Genomic DNA, 3,401 nt, shown 5'->3' with positions numbered 1-3,401 from the left:
CGCTGCGTCCGCCGCCTCGGTCCGGCCCAGATGCCGGCCCACCATGTCCAGCAGGGCGAAGGCGCGCGCCGCGCGGCCGCCTTCTTCCGGCGGCGCCAGCACGGCGACCGGCGACACCTTGGCGATCTGCGGCACCAGGAGGCCGTGGGCGGAGGACACCAGCGTCGCATCGGGCGCGACCTGCGCCAGTTGCTCCAGGTTCGGCTCCCAGGCGGCGCCGAGTTCGATGCAGGCATCCGGCAGCGGCGGATCGGCGAACAGCGCGCGATAGCGGGCCGCTTCGGTCATCGCCACCGGCGCCACGCCGAGCGCCAGCATGGCCTCGGCGATATCCAGCTCCGCGACCGCGAGGCGAGGCAGGGGCGCACCGGCCGCCGCCCCGCTGGCCGCCAGGAGTGCAGCCCCTGCCCCAAGCAAGGCGCGGCGCGAAAGGACGGAGCGGCTCACCATTGTAGGTCAGCGTGCCGATCACCGTGCGCTGGGCGCCCCATTGCAGTCGAAAGCGCTGAAGCAGGTGGAATACTGGGTGCCCAGCAGGTTGGTGGCGTTCAGCGCCAGCTGGGCGCCCTTCATCTGCGGCGAGAGCCGGCCGAGATCGTAGCGCATCACCGCGTCCACCAGGGTGTAGGGATCATTGGCGATGGTGTTGAGCGCGTCGGCATAGGACGTGCCCACATAGCGCACACCGCCGCCGAGATTGAACCCGGCGAGGTGGCCGGACGAGAAGGTGTAGTCGACCCAGACCGATGCCAATTGGTCCGGCACCCAGCGCGGGTGCTTGCCGAGCGCCAGCGCGCTGTTTGGCACGTCCGGATTCGCCTCGGTCACCACCACGTCGTTGTAGGTGTAGGAGGCGTTGAGGTTCCAGCCGTCGATGCTGGCGGTGGCCTGAAGCTCGACGCCGCGCGAGGTGATCTCGCCGTCCTGCACCTGCGGCCCGAAGGGATCGGGACCATAGGGGGTGGGAACGTTCTGCTTCTTGAGGTCGAACACGGCGGCGGTGAGCATCAGGTTCCAGCCCGGCGGCTGATACTTGACGCCGGCCTCCCAGTGCTCGCCGGTGGTGGGCTTCATGACGTTGCCGAAGGCGTCCACGCCGCTCTGGGGCAGGAACGAGGTGGAATAGCTCACATAGGGCGCCACGCCGCTGTCGAAGACATGGGTCAGGCCGGCGCGGTAGGTAAGCTTGCTGTCGTCCGAGACCTCGTTGATGATCGGATCGGCGGCATAGAGGTCGAACCCCTCCCCGCTGCCCCAGACGAAATCCTGGCGGGCGCCCAGCGTCAGGATCCAGTTGTTGTATTTGATCTGATCCTGGGCGTAGAAGCCCAGCACTTGCTGCTTGTAGAGCACGGACTGCCAGGGCGTCACGGCCGGATAGACCGTGTTGTAGTTCGGAAATGCGATGTTGAAGGGCGGGATGTTCCAGTTGTCGGTGAAGGCGATCCAGTCGGCATTGTTCTGGTAGTCGAGCCCGGCCACCAGCGTGTGCTGGAGACCCGCCGTCTGGAACCGGTACTCGATGTTGTTGTCGAGCACGAAATCGTTGCGCCATTCGTCATTGCCGGACAGCGCGAGGAAGGCTTCCGAGCCCACCACATCCCACGCCCAGGACCCGACGATGGTGGTCGACATGTGGCTGTAGCGCGCCTTCTGGCGGAACACGAGGTCGTTGGAGAACCGGTGCTCCAGCAGGTAGCCGATCGCCCACTGCTCCTGGTTCCAGATGTTCCCGTCACTGCCGTTGATGGGCGGCAGAGCGAGGTGGGTGAGCTGCCGGGTCGCCGGCCACAGGAAGGAATTCTCCTGGCCGATCTTGTCCTTCAGATAGTTGGCGAGCACGGTGATGGTGGTGTCTTCGGTCACCTTCAGCGTCAGCGCCGGGGCGATGAACTGGCGCTCGTCCGGCGCGGTGATGCCGTAGTCGTAGTAGATCGGCGCGTTGGCGTCGCGGAACAGGCCGGTGAGGCGGTAGAGCACCTTGCCCGCCGCGTCGGCGGGGCCGCCGAAGTCGAACGCGCCCTGGTAGCGCTGGAAGTTGCCGGCCTGGAGCTGGATTTCCCCGAACGGCTGCGCGGTCGGCAGCTTCGAGTCGCGGTTGACGAGGCCGCCGGGATCGCTCTGCCCGTAGAGCGTCGAGGAGGGGCCGCGCACCACGTCGTAGCGCGAATAGCCGAACGGCTCGTAGCGGTAGTTGATGTAGCTGATGAGGCCGTCCACATAGCTGCCGCCCTGGGCGCTCGGGAAGCCGCGGATGATGTAATAGGGATTCTGCTGGTTCTGCGCGCCGCCGAACGGCTGGGCATAGATGCCGGGCGTGTAGGTGAGTGCCTCGGGATCGGTCTGCACCGCGCGCACGTCCAGTTCCTCGCGCGTCACGACCGAGATGGATTGGGGCACTTCGATCAGCGGCGTGTTGGTCTTGGTGCCGGCCTCGGTCCGCGTGGCGACGAAGCCGACCGTGCCGTCGCCGTCCACCTCCAGCGTGTCGAGCAGAATGGCCCCGCCGGCCTGAGCGGGCCCGCTTGCAGGGTCGGCGGGCGCGGTGATGGCCACCGTGGCGGCGTTGGGGAAGGAATAGGCAAGGCCGGATCCGGCGAGGATGCGCGCGATGGCCTGCTGCCGGTCGCGACCCCGGAGAAGCCCGCCGTGGTCTTGCCTGCCGCTGCCGCAGCAAGATAGGTGACCTGAAGCCCGGCCTGGCGGCCATACTGGACCAGAGCAGGCCCGAGCGGCCCGGCGGGGATCGCGAAGCTGCGCGTTTCGCTCGGCGCCCGCGTTTCGCTTTGGGCGAAGGCGCTCGGCGCCGCGCCCAGGGCCACGGCGCCGATCACCGCCGATTGCACCAGTCCCAGCGCCAGGAGGCGCGCCGAAAACGCCCGTGCCCCGGAACTCCCATCCGCGCCGCTTCGCCAAAAGGCCCGCCGCCCGCTTCGTCATCTCGCAGCCACTCCCGTCATCCTGCGTGGAGGGCAGCGTGCCTGGTCTCCTGGGTAGAGCGGCCCCTGTTGCTGGTACAAACCGGCGCCGCCGTTTTTCCCCTTCAGACCGAAATTTTTCAGATCGGCGAGATCAGGGTCGCGAACGAGGAGATCCGGCGCACCCGGCCGCCGGCGGGCAGAACCACCGCCTCCAGGGCCAGCGCCGGATCGGAGAGGTCGAACACGCCGCTGACGCGCTGGCTGCCCACATAGGGCGCAGCCATGACGATGCGGCCGGGCAGCCAGCGGCCGATCCGGGCCACCAGGGTGGAGACGCTTCCCGCTCGGCGATGATCAGCCGCTCGCGCCAGGCGGCGACCTGCCCGGGCGCGCGCGTGCCGCGCTCCGGCGCCGGCAAGCCCGGGTCGTAAGCGAGCCAATCACCGTCCGCCAGCCGGATCGACGGGGCCGCGGCGCTGG

Annotated in this window: 3 protein-coding genes; all 3 read right to left on the bottom strand. The window is 68.5% G+C overall.

The features are described 5' to 3' along the window. Positions 1-318, bottom strand: a 318-nt coding sequence (locus AC2W7M_RS22300) for a TroA family protein (protein ID WP_486135003.1), incomplete at its 3' end; no start/stop codon positions are given. 150 nt (positions 319-468) lie between these two features. Beyond that, entirely contained in the window at positions 469-2,556 is a 2,088-nt protein-coding gene (locus tag AC2W7M_RS22295) for a TonB-dependent siderophore receptor (protein ID WP_486135001.1), read from the bottom strand. A gap of 502 nt (positions 2,557-3,058) precedes the next feature. Further along, positions 3,059-3,244: a hypothetical protein gene (locus tag AC2W7M_RS22290; RefSeq protein WP_486134999.1), complete on the bottom strand. Its 186-nt coding sequence runs from the start codon at positions 3,242-3,244 to the stop codon at positions 3,059-3,061. Positions 3,245-3,401: the final 157 nt, after the last annotated feature.

The organism is Xanthobacter sp. BG11Y11_SDJG, from assembly GCF_057364445.1.
The sequence above is the reverse complement of the archived record's forward strand: the minus strand, read 5'-3'. Positions and strand labels throughout refer to the sequence as shown.